Below are 18,980 nucleotides of genomic sequence, written 5' to 3'. Positions count from 1 at the left end.
ACCACAGTCATGAGCACGGCTGCCAGTTCCGAGACGACGGATTCCGCAGTGACCGGCGACGAGGGCGCCAAGCCGTCCAGGACGCCCCGGATACCCCGGATACCCCGGCGCATCGCCGTCCCGGACGGACTCCGGCCCTACGGCGCACCCCTGCTCCTCTACGGCGCCACCAAGCTCGTCGGCACCGTCGTCTTCGCGATCCTGCTGATGGCCTCCGGCGAGTACCGCGGGAAGAACCCCCGCTTCGGCGGCGGCGCGCACTGGTGGGACGTACTCGCCACCTGGGACGGCTGGTGGTACCTCCAGGTCGCCGAGAAGGGGTACGACCCCGGACCGCTGCGGCGGCTCGATCCCGGCGGGATGTTCACGGTCGAGCAGAACTCCGTCGCCTTCTTCCCCCTCTACCCCGGCCTGATCCGGGGTACCTCCGAGGTCACCGGGCTCGGTCTGTACGGATCCGGGATCCTGGTCTCGGTCATCGCCTCCTTCGTCGCGGCCGCCGGCATCTACGCGGTGATCTCGCTGCTCGCGGGGGCCCGCGCCGGCACGATCGCCGCCGGGCTGTGGGCCGTGGCGCCCGGCTCCGGCGTGGAGTGGGCGGTGTACTCGGAGTCCGTCTTCGTGGCGATCGCCGCCTGGTGCTGCTACTGCGTGATGAAGGGCCGCTGGGTGGCCGCCGGGCTGCTCGCCTTCGTGGCCGGCCTCAACCGGCCCACGTCCGCCGCGCTGATCGGCGCCGTCGGTCTCGCGGCACTGGTGACGCTGGCCCGCCGGGAGAGCCGCCGCAAGCACGGGGTGGCGGGGCCGGTGTACGCCATGATCGCCGCGCCGCTCGGACTGCTCACCTACATCGTCTGGGTCGGCCTCAGCATGGGCGAACTCACGGCGTACTTCACGCTCCAGCGCGAGGGGTGGCTGCACTTCTTCGACTTCGGCGCGTACACCCTCGACGTGCTGGGCAACACCCTGATCGGGAAGCACGACTACGTCTTCGCGTTCTCCGTGCCCGACCTGCTGGCCGTCCAGCTGGTGCTGGCGCTGCCGTTCCTGATCGTGCTGATGCTGCGCAAGCGGCCGCCGCTGGTGCTGGTCGCGTACACGCTCGCCAGCGTCATCAGCGTCCTGGGCACCCAGCAGATCTTCGGCAACACCTCGCGCTATCTGCTCCCCTGCTTCCCCCTCCTGCTCGCCCCGGCCGCCGCGATGAGCAGGCTCGGGTGGCCGGCGCTGACGGTGTTCTTCGCCACCGCGGCCCCGGCGTCGGGGTGGTACGCGCACTACGTGCTGTTCGAACTCGGGATCCCGTAGCCGCCCGCCACCGACGCCCGCCGCGCCCTCGCCGGGCCCGGCCCTCGAAGTCCATCGCATCCCCTGAGCTGGGGTGTTGCAGCGACTACTGGAACTTGCGTGCCCGCCCGGCCACTCCCCCTCGTCCCGCAATCGGAGTCGGCGCAGCGGCAGGCCGGGTTGACGCGCAGCACGGCACGACGGCCGCGGAAGGCGCACGGCGAGACGGAGTCGCACCCGGGGCAGCGGCCGGCGATCCGCACGACGGTCTCGGTGTCCCCCGCGCGCGGGCGCAGCGGCGTGCCGTACGGCGGGTCTCGTCCCGGACGTGCGCGGCGAGGACGGCGTCCGCGGCGATGTCGTCGAGCAGGGCGGCTGAAGGCGCTGGGGCTGCCGGCGGGGCCGGATGGTCCGGGGAGCCGGAACGCGGAGCGCGTCCCGGCGCCGTGTGAGGGTCGCCGGGGGTCAGTTGGCGGCGTCGGCGCTCCAGGAGCCGTGGATCACGGCAAGGACGCGGCGCGGGAGGTGGACCGTGGCGACCGGCCGCTCGTCGGCATCGGCGCCTCGCCGCGCTCACCATGGCGGGCGGTGACCGTCGCGGAGCTGACCGGCCGCTGACGAGCCGCTGGAGGAACTCCTGAGAGAACGCCTGAAGGAGCACCTGGGCAAACGCCGAGGGGCGGCCCCGTGAAAGGGACCGCCCCTCGGTTCAAGCGACTCGCTTACTGGTTGTACGGACCGTAGTCGTAGTCCTCCAGCGGCACGGCCTGGCCGGAGCCCGTGCCGAACGGCGAGTAGTCGATGTCGTCGTAGCCCACGGCCGAGTACATCGCGGCCTTGGCCTCCTCGGTCGGCTCGACCCGGATGTTGCGGTAGCGGGACAGACCCGTACCGGCCGGGATGAGCTTACCGATGATGACGTTCTCCTTGAGACCGATCAGGGAGTCGGACTTGGCGTTGATCGCCGCGTCCGTGAGGACCCTGGTCGTCTCCTGGAAGGACGCCGCCGACAGCCACGACTCGGTCGCCAGCGAGGCCTTGGTGATACCCATCAGCTGCGGACGACCGGAGGCCGGGTGACCGCCCTCCTGGACCACACGACGGTTCTCGGTCTCGAACTTCGACCGCTCGACCAGCTCGCCGGGCAGCAGCTCGGCATCGCCGGACTCGATGATCGTCACGCGGCGCAGCATCTGCCGGATGATGATCTCGATGTGCTTGTCGTGGATCGACACACCCTGCGAGTTGTAGACCTTCTGGACCTCGCCGACCAGGTGGACCTGGACGGCACGCTGGCCCAGGATGCGCAGCACGTCGTGCGGGTTGGTGGCACCCACGGTGAGCTTCTGGCCCACCTCGACGTGCTCGCCCTCGCTGACCAGGAGCCGGGCACGCTTCGAGATCGGGTAGGCCGTCTCGTCGCTGCCGTCGTCCGGCGTGATGACGATCTTCTTGGTCTTCTCGGTCTCCTCGATCCGCACGCGGCCGGAGGCCTCGGAGATCGGGGCGACACCCTTCGGCGTACGGGCTTCGAAGAGCTCGACGACACGGGGCAGACCCTGGGTGATGTCGTCACCGGCCACACCACCGGTGTGGAAGGTACGCATCGTCAGCTGGGTGCCGGGCTCACCGATGGACTGGGCGGCGATGATGCCGACCGCCTCACCGATGTCGACCAGCTTGCCGGTGGCCAGCGAGCGGCCGTAGCACATGGCGCAGGTGCCGACGGCGGACTCGCAGGTCAGGACCGAGCGGGTCTTGACCTCAAAGACGCCGTGCCGGATCAGCTCGTCGATGAGCACGTCGCCGAGGTCGGTACCGGCCGGGGCCAGCACCTTGCCGTCCACGACGATGTCCTCGGCGAGGCAGCGCGCGTACACGGACGTCTCGGCGTCCTCCGCCTTGAGCAGCGCACCGTCGGCGCCACGATCGGCGATCGACAGCCGCAGACCACGGTCGGTGCCGCAGTCCTCCTCGCGGATGATGACGTCCTGGGAGACGTCGACCAGACGACGGGTGAGGTAACCCGAGTCGGCGGTACGCAGAGCGGTGTCCGCCAGACCCTTACGGGCACCGTGCGTGGAGATGAAGTACTCCAGCACGGACAGACCCTCACGGAACGAGGCCTTGATCGGACGCGGGATCGTCTCGTTCTTGGCGTTCGACACCAGACCACGCATACCGGCGATCTGACGCATCTGCATCATGTTGCCTCGTGCACCCGAGTTCACCATCATGAAGATCGGGTTGGTCTTCGGGAAGTTCTCGTTCATCGCCTCGGCGACCTCGTTGGTCGCCTTGGTCCAGATCGCGATGAGCTCCTGCGTGCGCTCGTCCTTGGTGATCAGACCGCGCTCGTACTGCTTCTGGACCTTCTCGTCCTGCGCCTCGTAGCCCTTGACGATCTCCTTCTTCGCCTCGGGAACGACGACGTCGGAGATGGCCACGGTGACGCCGGAGCGGGTGGCCCAGAAGAAGCCGGCCGCCTTCAGGTTGTCGAGCGTCGCCGCCACGATGACCTTCGGGTAGCGCTCGGCCAGGTCGTTGACGATCTGGGAGAGCTGCTTCTTGCCGACCTCGTAGTCGACGAACGGGTAGTCCTCGGGCAGCAGTTCGTTGAAGAGCGCACGGCCCAGCGTGGTCTTCAGCGTGAAGCTGTCACCCTGCTGCCACTCCGGCTCGCCCTCCTCGCGGACCGGCGGCACCCAGCCACGCGGCGGGATGGTGCCCACCGGGAAGCGGATGTCGACGGGCGCCTGCAGCGACAGCTCGCCGGCGTCGAACGCCATGATCGCCTCGGCGACCGAGGAGAACGGACGGTCGGCGCCCTTGATGTCGCGGCCCTCGGCGTCCGTGGTGAGGAAGTACAGACCCAGCACCATGTCCTGGGTCGGCATCGTCACCGGACGGCCGTCGGCGGGCTTGAGGATGTTGTTCGAGGACAGCATCAGGATGCGGGCCTCGGCCTGCGCCTCCGCGGACAGCGGCAGGTGGACGGCCATCTGGTCACCGTCGAAGTCCGCGTTGAACGCGGTGCAGACGAGCGGGTGGATCTGGATGGCCTTGCCCTCGACCAGCTGCGGCTCGAAGGCCTGGATGCCGAGGCGGTGCAGGGTGGGCGCACGGTTCAGCAGCACCGGGTGCTCGGCGATGACCTCTTCGAGGACGTCGTACACGACGGTGCGGCCGCGCTCGACCATGCGCTTGGCGCTCTTGATGTTCTGCGCGTGGTTCAGGTCGACCAGGCGCTTCATCACGAACGGCTTGAAGAGCTCCAGCGCCATCGCCTTCGGCAGACCGCACTGGTGCAGCTTCAGCTGCGGACCGACGACGATCACGGAACGCGCGGAGTAGTCCACACGCTTACCGAGCAGGTTCTGACGGAAGCGGCCCTGCTTGCCCTTGAGCATGTCGCTGAGGGACTTCAGCGGGCGGTTGCCCGGACCGGTGACCGGACGGCCGCGGCGGCCGTTGTCGAACAGCGCGTCGACGGCCTCCTGGAGCATGCGCTTCTCGTTGTTCACGATGATCTCGGGCGCGCCGAGGTCGAGAAGCCGCTTCAGCCGGTTGTTCCGGTTGATCACACGGCGGTACAGGTCGTTCAGGTCGGAGGTCGCGAAGCGGCCACCGTCCAGCTGCACCATCGGGCGAAGGTCCGGCGGGATGACCGGGACGCAGTCCAGGACCATGCCCTTGGGGCTGTTGGACGTCTGCAGGAACGCGGAGACGACCTTCAGGCGCTTGAGCGCACGGGTCTTCTTCTGCCCCTTGCCGGTGCGGATGATCTCGCGGAGGCGCTCGGCCTCCTCGTCGAGGTCGAAGGACTCCAGGCGCTTCTGCAGCGCCGCGGCACCCATCGAGCCGTCGAAGTAGGTGCCGAAGCGGTCACGCAGCTCGCGGTAGAGGAGCTCGTCGCCCTCCAGGTCCTGGACCTTGAGGTTCTTGAACCGGTTCCACACCTCGTCGAGACGGTCGATCTCGCGCTGCGCACGGTCGCGCAGCTGCTTCATCTCACGCTCGGCGCCCTCGCGCACCTTGCGGCGCACGTCGGACTTGGCGCCCTCGGCCTCCAGCTCGGCGAGGTCGGTCTCGAGCTTCTTGGCGCGGGCCTCCAGGTCGGCGTCGCGGCGCTGCTCGATCTGCTGGCGCTCGACGGAGACGTGGGCCTCCAGCGAGGGCAGGTCACGCGTACGGCGCTCCTCGTCCACGTACGTGATCATGTACGCGGCGAAGTAGATGACCTTCTCGAGGTCCTTCGGGGCGAGGTCGAGCAGGTAGCCCAGCCGCGACGGAACGCCCTTGAAGTACCAGATGTGCGTGACGGGAGCGGCCAGCTCGATGTGGCCCATCCGCTCACGGCGCACCTTGGCGCGCGTGACCTCGACGCCACAGCGCTCACAGATGATGCCCTTGAAGCGGACACGCTTGTACTTGCCGCAGTAGCACTCCCAGTCCCGGGTCGGACCGAAGATCTTCTCGCAGAAGAGTCCGTCCTTCTCGGGCTTGAGGGTGCGGTAGTTGATGGTCTCGGGCTTCTTGACCTCGCCGTGGCTCCACTGACGGATGTCGTCAGCGGTGGCCAGGCCGATCCGGAGCTCGTCGAAGAAGTTGACGTCGAGCACTATGCGTCAATCCCTCTCAGGGTCGTAAGTCTTGGGGTCTGAAACGGGGTCCCGGGGTCGGCGGGCCTTCTGCGGTTGTTCAGAAGGCCCGCCGGACTCCGTCAGACCTCTTCGACGCTGCTCGGCTCGCGCCGGGACAGGTCGATGCCGAGCTCCTCCGCTGCGCGGAAGACGTCCTCGTCGGTGTCACGCATTTCGATGGACATGCCGTCGCTGGACAGCACCTCCACGTTGAGGCACAGGGACTGCATCTCCTTGATGAGCACCTTGAAGGACTCGGGGATGCCGGGCTCAGGGATGTTCTCGCCCTTGACGATGGCCTCGTAGACCTTCACGCGGCCGGTGACGTCGTCGGACTTGATGGTCAGCAGCTCCTGGAGGGCGTACGCGGCGCCGTAAGCCTCCAGCGCCCACACCTCCATCTCGCCGAACCGCTGGCCACCGAACTGGGCCTTACCACCCAGCGGCTGCTGGGTGATCATCGAGTACGGGCCGGTCGAACGGGCGTGCAGCTTGTCGTCGACCAGGTGGTGCAGCTTCAGGATGTACATGTAGCCGACCGAGATCGGGTCCGGGAACGGCTCACCGCTACGGCCGTCGAACAGCCGCGCCTTGCCGGACGGGAGCACCATGCGCTCGCCGTCGCGGTTGGGGATGGTGTGCTGGAGCAGACCCGCGAGCTCGTCCTCACGCGCACCGTCGAAGACCGGGGTGGCGACGTTGGTGCCCGGCTGGACACTGTCGGCGCCGATGGCCTGGAGGCGCTGCGCCCACTCGTCCGCGAGGCCGGAGACGTCCCAGCCGCGGCTGGCGAGCCAGCCGAGGTGGATCTCCAGGACCTGTCCCGGGTTCATCCGGGAGGGCACACCCAGCGGGTTGAGGATGATGTCGACCGGGGTGCCGTCCTCCAGGAACGGCATGTCCTCGATCGGCAGGATCTTGGAGATGACGCCCTTGTTGCCGTGCCGGCCGGCGAGCTTGTCACCGTCGGTGATCTTGCGCTTCTGCGCGACGTAGACGCGGACCAGCTGGTTCACGCCGGGCGGCAGCTCGTCGCCCTCCTCGCGGTCGAAGACGCGCACGCCGATGACCTTGCCGGTCTCGCCGTGCGGCACCTTCAGCGAGGTGTCACGGACCTCACGGGCCTTCTCACCGAAGATCGCGCGCAGCAGACGCTCCTCGGGGGTCAGCTCGGTCTCACCCTTCGGGGTCACCTTGCCGACGAGGATGTCACCGGCGATGACCTCGGCACCGATACGGATGATGCCGCGCTCGTCGAGGTCGGCGAGGACCTCCTCGGAGACGTTCGGGATGTCCCGGGTGATCTCCTCGGGGCCGAGCTTGGTGTCACGGGCGTCGACCTCGTGCTCCTCGATGTGGATCGAGGAGAGGACGTCGTCCTGTACGAGGCGCTGCGACAGGATGATCGCGTCCTCGTAGTTGTGACCCTCCCACGGCATGAACGCCACGAGCAGGTTCTTGCCCAGCGCCATCTCGCCCTGCTGGGTGGCCGGACCGTCGGCGAGGACCTGGCCCTCGATGATCCGGTCGCCCTCGTGGACGATGACCTTCTGGTTGACCGAGGTGCCCTGGTTGGAGCGGGCGAACTTGGCCAGGCGGTACGTGATGTACGTGCCGTCGTCGTTGGCGGTGGTGATGTAGTCCGCGGAGACCTCCTGGACCACACCGGCCTTCTCGGCCTTGACCACGTCGCCGGCGTCGACCGCGGAGCGGTACTCCATGCCGGTGCCGACGAGCGGGGACTCCGCCTGGATCAGCGGCACGGCCTGGCGCATCATGTTCGCGCCCATGAGGGCACGGTTGGCGTCGTCGTGCTCCAGGAAGGGGATCATGGCGGTCGCGACCGACACCATCTGGCGCGGCGAGACGTCCATGTAGTCCACGTCGTCACCGGCGACGTAGTCGACCTCGCCACCACGGCGGCGCACCAGCACGCGGTTCTCGGCGAACCGCATGTCGTCGTTGAGCGTGGCGTTGGCCTGCGCGATGACGAAGCGGTCCTCCTCGTCGGCCGTCAGGTAGTCGACGTCGTCGGTGACCCGGCCCTCGACGACCTTGCGGTACGGCGTCTCGACGAAACCGAACGCGTTGACCCGGCCGTACGAGGCGAGCGAACCGATCAGACCGATGTTCGGGCCTTCGGGCGTCTCGATCGGGCACATGCGGCCGTAGTGGGACGGGTGCACGTCACGGACCTCGAAGCCGGCCCGCTCACGGGACAGACCACCCGGTCCGAGCGCGTTCAGGCGGCGCTTGTGCGTCAGGCCCGACAGCGGGTTGTTCTGGTCCATGAACTGGGACAGCTGGCTGGTGCCGAAGAACTCCTTGATGGAGGCGACGACCGGCCGGATGTTGATCAGGGTCTGCGGCGTGATCGCCTCGACGTCCTGCGTGGTCATGCGCTCGCGCACGACGCGCTCCATACGGGCGAGACCCGTACGGACCTGGTTCTGGATCAGCTCACCGACGCTGCGGATACGGCGGTTGCCGAAGTGGTCGATGTCGTCGGTCTCGACGATGATCGAGCGCCCGGACTCGCCGACCGTCTCGGTCTCGCCGGCGTGCAGCTTCACCAGGTACTTGATCGTCGCGATGATGTCCTCGACGGTCAGGACGCCCGCGTCGAGCGGGGTGTCCGTACCCAGCTTCTTGTTGACCTTGTAGCGGCCGACCTTGGCGAGGTCGTAGCGCTTGGGGTTGAAGTACAGGTTCTCAAGGAGCGTCTGCGCGGCCTCACGCGTGGGGGGCTCACCCGGACGCAGCTTGCGGTAGATGTCGAGCAGCGCGTCGTCCTGGCCCTGGGTGTGGTCCTTCTCCAGGGTGGCGCGCATCGACTCGTACTCGCCGAACTCCTCGAGGATCTGCTCGGTGGTCCAGCCGAGCGCCTTCAGGAGGACGGTGACGGACTGCTTGCGCTTGCGGTCGATACGGACGCCGACCATGTCGCGCTTGTCGATCTCCATCTCCAGCCAGGCACCCCGGGACGGGATGATCTTGGCGGAGAAGATGTCCTTGTCGGACGTCTTGTCGATGGAGGAGTCGAAGTAGACACCCGGCGAACGGACCAGCTGGGACACCACGACACGCTCGGTGCCGTTGATGACGAAGGTGCCCTTGTTGGTCATGAGCGGGAAGTCGCCCATGAAGACCGTCTGGGACTTGATCTCGCCGGTCTCGTTGTTGGTGAACTCGGCGGTGACGAAGAGCGGAGCCGCGTAGGTGAAGTCACGCTCCTTGCACTCGTCGATCGAGTTCTTCGGCGGCTCGAAGCGGTGGTCGCGGAACGTCAGCGACATCGACCCGCTGAAGTCCTCGATCGGGGAGATCTCCTCGAAGATCTCCTCGAGCCCGGACTTGGTGGGGACGTCCTGACCGTTCTCGAGAGCCTCCTCGACCCGACTCTGCCAGGCCGTGTTGCCGAGCAGCCAGTCGAAGCTCTCGGTCTGCAGCGCGAGCAGGTTCGGAACCTCGAGAGGCTCCTTGATCTTTGCAAAGGAGATGCGCAGCGGGGCAGTGCTGGCGCCGTTGTTCGTATTCGCGGTCGAGGCGTTGCGCGAGGCGGCCAAGAGGGGGTCCTTCCGAGGGCTCGGACTCACTACGCGCGTACCGGCCCCTCACCGATACACAGAGACAGATAGTCCCAGGTCAGGGACGGTCCGATCGTCGGTGCTCAAGCGAGGGCATGCCCCTGGTGACGGGCAGGGGACAGCTAACAGGCAGCGCAAAGGGTCAGTGTAGCCACTTGGCACACTGATGTCCAGTGCGGGTTTTCGAAGACCCTCGCTGCCCTCGTTGTCCTCAACCCCTGCGACAAGGCCACGCCCTCAACGCCACGGTGATACTGCCCTCTTCGCCGTCGATCCATGCCTCGGATTCGGATCCTTGTGACGACGCGTCCTGAGAATTGCGCGCTGCGTGCGGTTCGTCAAGGCCCTCTTACCCAAGCCGGGGTGCTGCGCTCGTCACGTGCGGCCTGCACCGGGGGCTCCGAGAGGCACGACGAAGATCACCTTACTCCTCGCGACCACAGGTGCAAGGCAGCCGCCGCCGGGCCCTCGGGAACGCCGAAGAGCGACCACCCGGATGGATGATCGCTCTTCGGTGCGCTCGCGTTACAGCCCCAGGGAGCTGTTCACGGCTCTACGGCCGCGATCGGCGCGCGCTGGAGTCCGTGCGGGACCCGTGAGGTCCTACTTGACCTCGACCGAGGCGCCGGCGCCCTCCAGGGCCTCCTTGGCCTTGTCCGCGGCGTCCTTGGCGACCTTCTCGAGGACGGGCTTCGGGGCGCCGTCCACCAGGTCCTTGGCCTCCTTCAGGCCGAGGGAGGTCAGCTCACGCACGACCTTGATGACCTGGATCTTCTTGTCGCCGGCGCCGGTGAGGACGACGTCGAACTCGTCCTTCTCCTCGACGGCCTCGGCGGCAGCGCCACCGGCGGCACCGCCGGCGACCATGACCGGCGCGGCAGCGGCGGCGGTGACGTCGAACTTCTCCTCGAACGCCTTCACGAACTCGGAGAGCTCGATGAGGGTCATCTCCTCGAACTGCGCGAGCAGGTCTTCCTGAGACAGCTTCGCCATGGTGGCGGTCCTTCCACTAATTCGGCTGGTGCCGGATGTACATGTCTGGCGGGCGTACGTCTGGCCCGCTGTGACCGTCGCGTTCAGGCCGCGGCGGTCAATGTGCGAGCCGAGTTACTCGGCACCGCCCTGCTCGGCCTGCTTGGCGCGCAGCGCGTCCACGGTGCGGACGAGCTTCGACGGCAGCGCCTGGAAGACGGAGGCAGCCTGGGACTGCTTCGCCTTGAAGGCACCGGCCAGCTTGCTGAGCAGAACCTCGCGGGACTCGAGGTCCGCAAGCTTCTTGATCTCATCGGCGGACAGCGCCTTGCCGTCAAGGACACCGCCCTTGATGATGAGGTTCGGGTTGTCCTTGGCGAAGTCACGAAGACCCTTCGCCGACTCCACCGGGTCACCGGTGACGAAGGCGACGGCCGTCGGACCAGCGAAGAGCTGGTCGTCGAGCGTGATCCCGGCCTCGTTGGCCGCAATCTTGGTCAGCGTGTTCTTCACCACGGCGTACTGGGCGTTCTCACCGAGCGAACGACGCAGCGTCTTGAGCTGCGCCACGGTGAGACCGCGGTACTCGGTCAGCACGGCGGCGTTGGAGCTGCGGAACTTGTCCGTCAGCTCGGCAACCGCGGCAGCCTTGTCGGGCCTCGCCATAGAGCCTCGGCCTCCTTCCGGGTGATTCGGACCGCGCGGACCCGAAGGAGGACTGGGGAAAACGAAACGCCCCGGCGCAGGCGCACGGGGCGGACTCGACCGGCCGTACGCACGCTGTCGTACGTACTCCGGGAGCACTTCCACAGTCACCTGCGCGGGTCGTCCGCCATTCAGCGGATCCTTCGGCCACCGCACCCTCTTCCGAGCGCACGGCAACGACCAGCGGTCTTTGGCTTCCGCAGCAGCGTACGGGAACGGATCCCCGGGAGGCAAATCCGTGCCCGTGGGAGCCGTTCAGGTGGTGAGGTGCGGGCGGCGAGGCCGGCTCGGCGTGCCGATCGCGGTCGTGGTCCGCACGCGCGCCGCGTGGGCCCGGCCCGTGAAGCGCTCAGCTGGAGTGCAGCGCGACGAGCGCCACGCTCCCGCGGGACGGCCCGTCGTCGCCGGCCGGACGGCCGCCAGGGGGCGCTGCGGTCCGGGCTGCCAGGCCTGCGACGAGCACGGGCGTGAACGCGACGGCCACGGCCCCACCGGCGCCACGGAAGACGACACGGGCCCCGCACCTACGAGAGGTGCGGGGCCCGTGACCGACTTCAGCGAGTCTTGACGGCTCAGACCGCGGCCGGGTCCTCCTCGACGAGGAGGTTGCGGGTGCGGTTCGGGTCGACCGGGATGCCGGGGCCCATCGTGGTGGTGATGGCGGCCTTCTTGATGTAGCGGCCCTTGGCGGCGGACGGCTTCAGACGGAGGATCTCCTCCAGGGCCGCGCCGTAGTTCTCCACCAGCTGGGTGTCGTCGAAGGACGACTTGCCGATGATGAAGTGCAGGTTCGAGTGCTTGTCGACGCGGAACTCGATCTTGCCGCCCTTGATCTCGGTCACGGCCTTGGCCACGTCCGGGGTCACGGTGCCCGTCTTCGGGTTCGGCATCAGACCACGCGGGCCGAGGACACGGCCGAGGCGGCCGACCTTGCCCATGAGGTCCGGGGTGGCGACGACGGCGTCGAAGTCCAGACGCCCCTTCGACACCTCGTCGATCAGCTCGTCGGCGCCGACGATGTCGGCGCCCGCGGCACGCGCGGCCTCGGCACGGTCGCCGGTCGCGAAGACCAGGACCCGGGCGGTCTTACCGGTGCCGTGCGGAAGGTTCACGGTGCCACGGACCATCTGGTCGGCCTTGCGCGGGTCGACACCCAGACGGAAGGCGACCTCGACGGTGCCGTCGAACTTGGTCGTGGAGGTCTCCTTGGCGAGACGGACGGCCTCGAGCGGGGCGTAGAGCTTGTCCCGGTCGACCTTGGCGTCCGCAGCGCGGAGAGACTTGCTGCGCTTGCTCACTACTGCTCCTGGGTTTCTTAGGAGTTGTGGTCCGGGCCGAGCGGGCCCTGCCACTACTGCTCTGGGGAGGTTGGGGCTCAGCCCTCGACCGTGACGCCCATGGAACGGGCGGTGCCGGCGATGATCTTCTCGGCGGCGTCCAGGTCGTTGGCGTTGAGGTCGGGCATCTTGGTCGTGGCGATCTCACGGACCTGGTCGCGCGTGATCTTCGCGACCTTGGTCTTGTGCGGCTCGCCGGAGCCCTTCTCCACACCCGCGGCCTTGAGGATCATCTTGGCGGCCGGCGGGGTCTTGGTGATGAAGGTGAAGGAGCGGTCCTCGTAGACCGTGATCTCCACCGGGATGACCCAGCCACGCTGCGACTCGGTCGCGGCGTTGTAGGCCTTGCAGAACTCCATGATGTTGACGCCGTGCTGACCCAGCGCGGGGCCGACCGGCGGAGCCGGGTTGGCGGCACCGGCCTGGATCTGGAGCTTGATGAGCCCCGTGACCTTCTTCTTCTTGGGAGGCATAGCTCTCCGGGTCCTTTCGATTCGGGTCTACCCTCCGCCGAGTCGCGTCTCGGCAGAAGGCATACCGCACAACGATAACGGGTATAGATGCGCGGCCAAAAACCGTGCAGGTCAGACAGGCCCCAAGAGCCCACCTGACCTGCGCGGAAGCGGTACGTCCAGAAGGCGTCAGTTCTTCTGGATCTGGTCGAACGAGAGCTCGACGGGCGTCTCCCGGCCGAAGATCTCCACCAGGCCCTTGACCTTCTTGGAGTCGGGGTTGATCTCGTTGATCGTCGCCTGCAGCGTGGCGAACGGGCCGTCGGTGACGGTGACCGAGTCACCGACCTCGAAGTCCAGCACCTGCACCTCGACCTTGCGCTGCGGCGCCGGCTTGCCCTCGGCCTCGGCGGCCTCGCGGGCGGCCTTCTCCTCCGCCTCCGGAGCGAGCATCTTGACGATCTCGTCCAGGGTCAGCGGGTACGGGTCGTAGGCGTTGCCGACGAAGCCGGTGACACCGGGGGTGTTGCGGACAACGCCCCAGGACTCGTTCGTCAGGTCCATGCGGACCAGGACGTAGCCCGGGAGCTTGTTCTGCTTGATGGTCTTGCGGTCGCCGTTCTTGATCTGGACGACCTCTTCCTGCGGCACCTCGGCCTGGAAGATGTAGTCCTCGACGTTCAGCGAGACGGCGCGCTGCTCCAGGTTGGTCTTCACGCGGTTCTCGTAACCGGCGTAGGTGTGGATCACGTACCACTCGCCGGGCAGTGTCCGCAGTTCCTCACGGAGCTTCTCGATGGGGTCGAGCTCGGACTCCGGCTCGGCCTCCTCCATGGGCTCGGCCTCGTCCGCGACCTCGTCCTCGACGTGCACGGCGGCCTCCTCGGCCGGCTCCCCCGCTGCGGCGTCGGCAGCCTCGGCCTCGTCCAGGTCCTCGTCCGCACCCTCGACGATGTCGAGCTCGTCTTCCACGGACTCGACCGGCTCGATGGCGTCGTCGTTCACGTTCGGGTCAGACACGGTGGCTGCTTCTTCCTGGATACATAGGGGTGGAACACGCGAAAGGGGCGCCGGATCCCGGCGCCCTTCGCTCTTGGCTCAGCCGAAGACGTACTTGGCGGCGTGGTCGAGCCCATAGTCAATCACGGTGATCAGTCCGATCATGACGACGACGAAGATGATCACGACAGTCGTGTATCGCGTCAGCTGCGTGCGCGTGGGCCAGACGACCTTGCGGAGCTCGGCGACGATCTGCCGGTAGAAGAGGGCGAGCCGCTTCAGCGGACCCTTCTTGGCACGCTTGCCACCCTTGCGGGTCTTCTTGGACTCCGGTGCCTCATCCTGAGCATCAGGCGTGTCGATGGAGCCCACGGCGTCCGTCATTCGTCCTCACCTGATCCCGGGTCGTGGCCGTGCCGCGCCCGGTTTGAGCCGCACGGCGGTGCATTGCTGTACGTACCTGCGCACACATCCTGGCGGTGTGTGTAGCAGGGCCGGAGGGACTTGAACCCCCAACCGCCGGTTTTGGAGACCGGTGCTCTACCAATTGAGCTACGACCCTTCGTGTGTCCCCCAACGTACCGCATCCGACCGGGTGCTCGGTGTGCACCGGTCGAGCGCGGGGCTCGGCGGAGGCCAACGAGGTGAGAGTGTACGTGGTCCTGAGCCGGGCGTCGAACAGAAATGGCCTGTGAGGCCCGCGCTCCCGGCGGTTGGCCGCCCCGCGGCGCGCGGACCTGACCGGGGACCGGCCGAAGATCGCCGGAGCCGCCCGAGGTATACGGACTGTTGTTCCACGGTTTGCCCTGGGCTGTTCAGTCCGTGAAACCAGTGTGCCGGGCCGGTTTGCGGTCTGAAACGATGGACCCATGAGCGCTGCAACCCCACCCACCGAGCGCCGGGTCTCGGCCCGCATCGGCGCGATCTCCGAGTCCGCCACCCTCGCCGTGGACGCCAAGGCCAAGGCCCTGAAGGCCGCCGGGCGTCCGGTGATCGGATTCGGCGCCGGCGAGCCCGACTTCCCGACCCCCGACTACATCGTCGAGGCCGCGATCGAGGCCTGCAAGAACCCCAGGTTCCACCGCTACACGCCGGCCGGCGGCCTGCCCGAGCTGAAGGCCGCCATCGCCGTGAAGACGCTGCGCGACTCCGGCTACGAGGTCGACGCGTCGCAGATCCTCGTCACCAACGGCGGCAAGCAGGCCATCTACGAGGCCTTCGCCGCGATCCTGGACCCGGGCGACGAGGTCATCGTGCCCGCGCCGTACTGGACGACGTACCCGGAGTCGATCCGCCTGGCCGGCGGTGTCCCGGTCGAGGTCGTCGCCGACGAGACGACCGGCTACCGGGTCGGCGTGGAGCAGCTGGAGGCGGCCCGCACGGAGAAGACGAAGGTCGTTCTCTTCGTCTCGCCGTCCAACCCGACCGGCGCCGTCTACTCCGAGGCCGAGACGGAGGCCATCGGCCGCTGGGCCGTCGAGCACGGCCTGTGGGTGCTCACCGACGAGATCTACGAGCACCTTGTCTACGGCGACGCCTCGGCCGTGTCGATGCCCGCCGTGCTGCCCGAGCTGCGCGACAAGTGCATCGTGGTCAACGGCGTCGCGAAGACCTACGCCATGACCGGCTGGCGGGTGGGCTGGATCATCGGCCCGAAGGACGTCGTGAAGGCCGCGACGAACCTCCAGTCGCACGCCACCTCGAACGTCTCCAACGTCGCCCAGGCCGCGGCGCTGGCCGCCGTCTCCGGCGACCTGGACGCCGTCGAGAAGATGCGCGAGGCCTTCGACCGCCGCCGCCGCACGATCGTGCGGATGCTCAACGACATCGAGGGCGTGTTCTGCCCCGAACCCGAGGGCGCCTTCTACGCGTACCCGTCGGTCAAGGCGCTGATCGGCAAGGAGATCCGCGGCAAGCGCCCGAAGGACACGGTCGAGCTGGCCGCGCTGATCCTGGAGGAGTCCGAGGTCGCGGTCGTCCCGGGTGAGGCCTTCGGCACGCCGGGCTACCTGCGGCTGTCGTACGCCCTGGGTGACGAGGACCTCGTCGAGGGCGTGAGCCGCATCCAGAAGCTGCTGGCGGAGGCGCGCGACTGACGTTCCGCGACAACTTCGTGGCGCACGCGCGCGTGACGGGCCGTTTCCCTCAAGGGAGACGGCCCGTTCTTTCGTGTTTTCGTGCGAGCAAGACCACTGACGGGGAAAGCGCTGGAGGGACGGGCAAGTCGTACGGCAGGATCCTGGAATGGAACGTGTACGTGATGTCTCCGACCTCCCGAAGGCCCATCTGCACCTGCACTTCACCGGCTCGATGCGGCCGGGCACCCTGCTGGAGCTGGCCGACAAGTACGGCGTCCGGCTGCCCGACGCGCTGACCGACGCCCTGGTCGGCGGGGAGCCGCCCAGACTGCGGGCGACGGACGAGCGGGGCTGGTTCCGCTTCCAGCGCCTCTACGACGCGGCGCGCTCGTGCCTGAGGCAGCCGGAGGACATCCAGCGGCTGGTGCGGGAGGCCGCCGAGGAGGACGTCAGGGACGGCTCGGGCTGGCTGGAGATCCAGGTCGACCCGACCTCGTACGCCCCGCGCCTGGGCGGTCTCATCCCGGCCCTGGAGATCATCCTGGACGCGGTGGAGACGGCCGCGCGGGACACCGGGATCGGGATGCGTGTCCTGGTCGCCGCGAACCGTATGAAGCACCCGCTGGACGCCCGCACGCTGGCCCGCCTCGCCGTGCGCTACACCGACCGGGGCGTGGTCGGCTTCGGGCTCTCCAACGACGAGCGGCGCGGCATGGCCCGCGACTTCGACCGCGCCTTCGCCATCGCGCGCGAGGGCGGCCTGCTGTCGGCCCCGCACGGCGGTGAACTGACCGGGCCCGCCTCGGTCCGCGACTGCCTGGACGACCTGCACGCCGACCGGGTGGGCCACGGCGTGCGCGCGGCGGAGGACCCGCGCCTGCTGAAGCGCCTGGCCGACCGCGGCGTCACGTGTGAGGTGTGCCCGGCGTCGAACGTGGCCCTCGGCGTCTACGAGAAGCCCGAGGACGTCCCCTTGCGGCGGCTCTTCGAGGCCGGCGTCCCGCTGGCGCTGGGCGCCGACGACCCGCTCCTGTTCGGCTCGCGGCTGGCGGCCCAGTACGAGATCGCCCGCGAGCACCACGCCTTCACCGACGCGGAGCTGGCCGAGGTCGCCCGCCAGTCGGTACGGGCGTCGGCAGCCCCGGAGGAGACGAAGAAGAAGCTCCTGGCGGGCGTGGACACCTGGCTGACCTCGGACGGGCCCGCCGGCGTCAGAGGCTGACGCCCACCGTCACCGGCTCGTTGACCAGGGTGATCCCGAAGGCCTCACGCACCCCGGCGACGACCTCGCGGGCCAGCGCCAGCAGGTCCTCCGTGGTCGCCTCGCCGCGGTTGGTGAGGGCGAGGGTGTGCTTGCTGGAGATCCGGGCGGGGCCGGTGCCGTACCCCTTGTGGAAGCCCGCCTTGTCGATCAGCCAGGCGGCGGACGTCTTGGTGTGACCGTCCCCGGCCGGGTACGCCGGCGGCGCCACGTCCGCGCCGAGACGCTCCCGCACGCGTGCGTGGAACGCCGTGAACTGGGCGTCCGTGAGGATCGGGTTGGTGAAGAAGGACCCGGCGGACCAGGTGTCGTGGTCCTCGGGGTCGAGCACCATGCCCTTGCCGGAACGCAGCTTCAGCACCATGTCGCGGGCGTCGCCGAGCGGGACCCGCTCGCCCGGTTCGACCCCGAGCGCGCGTGCGGTTTCGGCGTACCGCAGGGGCCCGGACAGCCCGCCCGCGTCCTCCAGCTCGAAGCGGACGCGCAGGACGACGTACCGCTCGGGGGCGGCCTTGAAGCGGCTGTGCCGGTACGAGAACCCGCATTCGGCGTTCGTCAGGGTGACCGTCGCGCCGGCCTCGCGGTCGTAGGCGATCACCTCGGTGATGGTGGAGGAGACCTCCTGGCCGTACGCCCCCACGTTCTGGATCGGCGTCGCGCCCGCCGAGCCGGGGATGCCGGCCAGGCACTCGACACCGGCGAGCCCGGCCTCCACGGTGCGCGCGACGGCGTCCGTCCACACCTCACCCGCGGCGAGCTCCAGCCGCGTACCGGACAGCTCGCATCCACGGGTGGCGATGCGCAGGGCTGTGCCGTCGAAGCCCTTGTCGCCGATGACCAGGTTCGATCCGCCGCCGACGACCAGCAGCGGCGTCCCGGCGGCGTCGGCCTCCCGCACGGACTCGACGACCTCGGCGTCGGTCGTCGCGGTCACCAGCCGGGTCGCGGGACCGCCCAGCCGGAACGTGGTCAGCGGGGCGAGGGGAGCGTCGTGGAGTACCTGCACGCGCCCAAGACTACGAGACGGCACTGACAGGGCCGCAGGCGCGCGCCCACCCGCGGCGCCGGTGGCGGGGCACGCGCGCGTGCGGCCCCGCCGCCGGCGGACGAGGCCGTACGCGCGCGTGCGGTTCGGTTCAGTGGACTGGCGAGCGCCCCTTACTTGCACGCGAGGGTCACTTCCCCGCGCGCGCATCCATGCGTGCATACGCGCCCGTCCGTGCGGGGCTCAGGCCAGCCGGACGACCGCCCGGGACATCCCCAGCACCTTCTGCCCGGCGCTCGTCGCCGTGAGGTCCACGCGGACCGTGTTGCCGTCGAGCTTGGCGGCCACCTTGCCGCTGACCTCGATCACGGCTCCCTCGTCGTCGTTCGGGACGACGACGGGCTTGGTGAAACGGACGCCGTACTCGACGACCGCGCCCGGGTCACCGGTCCAGTCGGTGACCACACGGATCGCCTCGGCCATGGTGAACATGCCGTGCGCGATGACGTCCGGCAGACCCACCTCCTTGGCGAACTTCTCGTTCCAGTGGATCGGGTTGAAGTCCCCGGAGGCACCCGCGTACTGGACGAGGGTGGCGCGTGTCACAGGGAAGGACTGCGCGGGAAGTTCGGTGCCGACCTCGACATCGGCGTACGCGATCTGGGCGGTCATCT

Annotated in this window: 14 protein-coding genes and 1 tRNA gene; 4 read left to right on the top strand and 11 right to left on the bottom strand. The window is 68.6% G+C overall.

Going from position 1 to position 18,980, the window contains the following annotated elements; translation table 11 throughout:
- The first annotated feature begins 9 nt into the window (after positions 1-9).
- Together ACGF8A_RS10435 and ACGF8A_RS10430 are read left to right on the top strand one after the other, a co-directional pair.
- Positions 10-1,308: a hypothetical protein gene (locus tag ACGF8A_RS10435; RefSeq protein ID WP_393106331.1), complete on the top strand. Its 1,299-nt coding sequence runs from the start codon at positions 10-12 to the stop codon at positions 1,306-1,308.
- A gap of 474 nt (positions 1,309-1,782) precedes the next feature.
- Positions 1,783-1,905 (top strand): hypothetical protein, encoded by a 123-nt coding sequence (locus ACGF8A_RS10430; RefSeq protein ID WP_393106329.1) that lies wholly within the window; start codon positions 1,783-1,785, stop codon positions 1,903-1,905.
- A gap of 104 nt (positions 1,906-2,009) precedes the next feature.
- Here the strand turns inward: ACGF8A_RS10430 and ACGF8A_RS10425 are convergent, their stop codons facing one another.
- From ACGF8A_RS10425 to ACGF8A_RS10385, 9 genes are all read right to left on the bottom strand, one after another.
- Complete coding sequence (locus ACGF8A_RS10425; protein WP_393106327.1) at positions 2,010-5,909, bottom strand: DNA-directed RNA polymerase subunit beta'; 3,900 nt, start codon at positions 5,907-5,909, stop codon at positions 2,010-2,012.
- 101 nt (positions 5,910-6,010) lie between these two features.
- Positions 6,011-9,496, bottom strand: coding sequence for a DNA-directed RNA polymerase subunit beta (gene rpoB / locus ACGF8A_RS10420; protein ID WP_393106325.1), 3,486 nt, complete (start codon positions 9,494-9,496; stop codon positions 6,011-6,013).
- 624 nt (positions 9,497-10,120) lie between these two features.
- The gene (gene rplL, locus ACGF8A_RS10415) at positions 10,121-10,510 is read right to left on the bottom strand and encodes a 50S ribosomal protein L7/L12 (protein WP_393106323.1); all 390 of its coding nucleotides are present in this window, start codon (positions 10,508-10,510) and stop codon (positions 10,121-10,123) included.
- A 114-nt stretch (positions 10,511-10,624) separates the two neighbouring features.
- Entirely contained in the window at positions 10,625-11,155 is a 531-nt protein-coding gene (gene rplJ, locus ACGF8A_RS10410) for a 50S ribosomal protein L10 (protein WP_053762845.1), read from the bottom strand.
- A gap of 611 nt (positions 11,156-11,766) precedes the next feature.
- Positions 11,767-12,492: a 50S ribosomal protein L1 gene (rplA, locus tag ACGF8A_RS10405; RefSeq protein WP_393106319.1), complete on the bottom strand. Its 726-nt coding sequence runs from the start codon at positions 12,490-12,492 to the stop codon at positions 11,767-11,769.
- Positions 12,493-12,569: 77 nt separating this feature from the next.
- Positions 12,570-13,004: a 50S ribosomal protein L11 gene (gene rplK, locus ACGF8A_RS10400; protein WP_006130605.1), complete on the bottom strand. Its 435-nt coding sequence runs from the start codon at positions 13,002-13,004 to the stop codon at positions 12,570-12,572.
- A 168-nt stretch (positions 13,005-13,172) separates the two neighbouring features.
- Positions 13,173-14,003 carry a transcription termination/antitermination protein NusG gene (gene nusG, locus ACGF8A_RS10395; protein ID WP_393106317.1) on the bottom strand — a complete coding sequence of 277 codons (831 nt, stop codon included), beginning with the start codon at positions 14,001-14,003 and terminating at the stop codon, positions 13,173-13,175.
- A 78-nt stretch (positions 14,004-14,081) separates the two neighbouring features.
- Entirely contained in the window at positions 14,082-14,366 is a 285-nt protein-coding gene (gene secE / locus ACGF8A_RS10390) for a preprotein translocase subunit SecE (RefSeq protein WP_393106315.1), read from the bottom strand.
- 105 nt (positions 14,367-14,471) lie between these two features.
- Positions 14,472-14,544 (bottom strand) — tRNA-Trp (locus ACGF8A_RS10385).
- Positions 14,545-14,851: 307 nt separating this feature from the next.
- On the opposite strand from ACGF8A_RS10385, the gene ACGF8A_RS10380 reads away from it, so the two are divergent.
- Together ACGF8A_RS10380 and ACGF8A_RS10375 are read left to right on the top strand one after the other, a co-directional pair.
- Positions 14,852-16,078: a pyridoxal phosphate-dependent aminotransferase gene (locus ACGF8A_RS10380; RefSeq protein ID WP_393106313.1), complete on the top strand. Its 1,227-nt coding sequence runs from the start codon at positions 14,852-14,854 to the stop codon at positions 16,076-16,078.
- Between the two features lie 148 nt (positions 16,079-16,226).
- Positions 16,227-17,282, top strand: a complete 1,056-nt coding sequence (locus ACGF8A_RS10375) for an adenosine deaminase (protein ID WP_393106311.1) — start codon at positions 16,227-16,229, stop codon at positions 17,280-17,282.
- On the opposite strand, the gene ACGF8A_RS10370 is transcribed toward ACGF8A_RS10375, so the two are convergent.
- Together ACGF8A_RS10370 and ACGF8A_RS10365 are read right to left on the bottom strand one after the other, a co-directional pair.
- Positions 17,272-18,327, bottom strand: coding sequence for a UDP-N-acetylmuramate dehydrogenase (locus ACGF8A_RS10370; protein WP_393106308.1), 1,056 nt, complete (start codon positions 18,325-18,327; stop codon positions 17,272-17,274). The genes ACGF8A_RS10375 and ACGF8A_RS10370 overlap by 11 nt on opposite strands.
- 222 nt (positions 18,328-18,549) lie before the next feature.
- Positions 18,550-18,978 carry a MaoC family dehydratase gene (locus tag ACGF8A_RS10365; protein WP_393106306.1) on the bottom strand — a complete coding sequence of 143 codons (429 nt, stop codon included), beginning with the start codon at positions 18,976-18,978 and terminating at the stop codon, positions 18,550-18,552.
- Positions 18,979-18,980 lie beyond the last annotated feature (2 nt).

The sequence above is a fragment of the Streptomyces sp. NPDC047706 genome (assembly GCF_043204795.1).
Classification (GTDB): domain Bacteria; phylum Actinomycetota; class Actinomycetes; order Streptomycetales; family Streptomycetaceae; genus Streptomyces.
Note: the sequence above shows the minus strand (reverse complement) of the source record. Positions and strands in the feature narration are given on the sequence as shown.